The organism is Pseudomonas sp. NPDC087346 (genome assembly GCF_044744235.1).
Taxonomy (GTDB): domain Bacteria; phylum Pseudomonadota; class Gammaproteobacteria; order Pseudomonadales; family Pseudomonadaceae; genus Aquipseudomonas.
Genome location: NZ_JBIUXX010000161.1, coordinates 1 through 2,292, shown reverse-complemented (window position 1 = coordinate 2,292; position 2,292 = coordinate 1). Strand labels below are relative to the sequence as shown.

Genomic DNA, 2,292 nt, shown 5'->3' with positions numbered 1-2,292 from the left:
GGTTCTTGTAGTCCTCGCGGATGTCCGCGTCGGATTCCTTAAGTTCGTTGATCTTGCGGCAGGCGTGCAAAACAGTCGTGTGGTCGCGGCCGCCAAACACATCGCCGATTTCCGGCAGGCTGTGGTTGGTCAATTCTTTCGACAACGCCATGGCGACCTGACGCGGACGAGCCACCGAGCGCGAACGGCGCTTGGACAGCAGGTCGGAGATCTTGATCTTGTAATACTCGGCGACAGTGCGCTGAATGTTATCCACAGAGACCAGTTTGTCCTGCAACGCCAACAAGTCTTTCAAGGATTCACGAATCAACTCGATGGTGATATCGCGGCCCATGAAGTGCGAGTGGGCGATCACGCGTTTCAGCGCGCCTTCCAGCTCACGGACGTTGGAGCGGATTCGCTGGGCAATGAAGAACGCAGCGTCGTGCGGCAACTCGACTTTGGCCTGGTCGGCCTTCTTCATCAAGATCGCGACACGGGTTTCCAGTTCCGGCGGCTCGACGGCAACCGTCAGGCCCCAGCCGAAGCGGGATTTGAGGCGTTCTTCAAGGCCTTCGATTTCTTTCGGATAGCGGTCACTGGTGAGAATGACCTGCTGGCCACCTTCAAGCAGGGCGTTGAAGGTGTGGAAAAACTCTTCCTGGGATCGCTCTTTGCGGGCGAAGAACTGAATGTCATCGATGAGCAAGGCGTCGACCGAACGGTAGAAGCGCTTGAACTCGTTGATCGCGTTCAATTGCAGGGCCTTGACCATGTCGGCCACGAAGCGCTCGGAATGCAGGTACACGACCTTGGCATTCGGGTTCTTCTTTAATAGATGGTTACCCACAGCGTGCATCAAGTGGGTCTTACCCAAACCAACGCCGCCATAAAGGAACAGCGGGTTGTAACCATGCTTCGGGTTATCCGCCACTTGCCAGGCCGCCGCACGGGCGAGCTGGTTGGATTTACCTTCGACGAAATTCTCGAACGTAAACGTGCGGTTGAGGTAGCTGGTGTGCTTGAGCGCGCCTTCGACCTGCACGGTGCGCTGCTCAGCGCGAACCGGGGCCTGTTGCGAACTGGCACCGGCCATCGGATCGAAGCTGTCGCGGGACGGCTCTTCACTGATTTCGGCGGATTTCTGCGTGGCTCGTTTCGCCGGGGCTGCCGTCGGGGCAGGCGCTGGCGAGCTGACCGGCACGGCATTGGCCTGTACCTGGGAAGCTTGCGCGGCGGCCAACGGTGCATTCGGAGCGGCACGCGGTGCCGAGCTGCGCTTGCTGCCTATTAATAAGGAAAGCGCAGGCGCCATGCCATTGCCATGCTCATCCAGCAGTTCAAGGACACGCCCCAGGTACTTTTCGTTGACCCAGTCCAGCACAAAACGGTTCGGTGCATACACGCGCAACTCGTCGCCTTCGGCTTCGACCTGTAGTGGACGGATCCAGGTGTTGAATTGTTGGGCAGGCAGCTCTTCGCGCAAAAGCTCCACGCACTGCTGCCAAAGTTCCACTGACACGGATATCCCCTAAGTTGAAAGCCGGTGAGGCAAAAACAAGCGGCCATTGTAGCGGCGAGCCGCCCACTTATCCACATGCAGGTTGCTCGTCGACCATGATTTATCAATGCGTTGAACCAGAAAAAGGCGACCAACGGTGTGTGCATAAGCTCTGTGGATAACCGCCTCTAAGGGCACTGGACAACTGGGGGTTGAACTCGGTGGATAACCAGCCTGTGGATAACAGGCCATTCCACACACAGGTTATCCGATAGCGCAGCACAGGCTGACCACGGTTTTCCACTGTAGTTGTCATTCTCTGTACATCAGGTAAAACAAAGGCTGAAGGTAGTTATCCACAGACGATGGCGTCCCTAGTTTTTATAAGCTTTACAGAAAAGCTTTAAATAATTCCCTTCTTTATTTCTATATCTAGTGATCAGGGTTTCGAACCGAATAGCCGTGCAGATCTATTTATAAGGAAACGCTGGTTGGAAATTGACCTGAAGGCTTGCTTTCTCTAGAATCCCCGGTCTCTTAAAACGGGGGCCATTCCGGCCCGTTGTGGACGAATCAGGTAACACGACAATGAAACGTACTTTCCAACCAAGCACTATCAAACGCGCTCGTACCCACGGTTTCCGTGCTCGCATGGCTACCAAGAACGGCCGCGCAGTCCTGTCGCGTCGTCGCGCCAAAGGTCGTGCGCGTCTGGCAGTTTGATAATCCGGTACTGGAGGTGAGTCAGGACTTCAGTCGGGAAAAGCGTTTGCTTACCCCCCGGCATTTCAAGGCAGTCTTTGACTCCCCTA

At 55.7% G+C, this 2,292-nt stretch carries 2 protein-coding genes and 1 pseudogene; 2 read left to right on the top strand and 1 reads right to left on the bottom strand.

The features are described from left to right. A partial coding sequence (dnaA, locus tag ACIOZM_RS31760) for a chromosomal replication initiator protein DnaA (RefSeq protein ID WP_401221623.1) occupies positions 1-1,501 on the bottom strand: 1,501 nt, incomplete at its 3' end. A 567-nt stretch (positions 1,502-2,068) separates the two neighbouring features. Between dnaA and rpmH the strand changes: the two genes are divergently transcribed. Further along, positions 2,069-2,203: a 50S ribosomal protein L34 gene (gene rpmH, locus ACIOZM_RS31755; protein WP_003213577.1), complete on the top strand. Its 135-nt coding sequence runs from the start codon at positions 2,069-2,071 to the stop codon at positions 2,201-2,203. Then, positions 2,184-2,292 (top strand): annotated as a pseudogene (locus ACIOZM_RS31750) (ribonuclease P protein component); the annotation flags it as partial. The gene rpmH and the pseudogene ACIOZM_RS31750, both read left to right, overlap by 20 nt.

Coding starts and splice junctions, on each gene's coding strand:
- rpmH (WP_003213577.1), top strand. CDS start 2,069: ATGAAACGTACTTTCCAACCAAGCACTATCAAACGCGCTCGTACCCAC.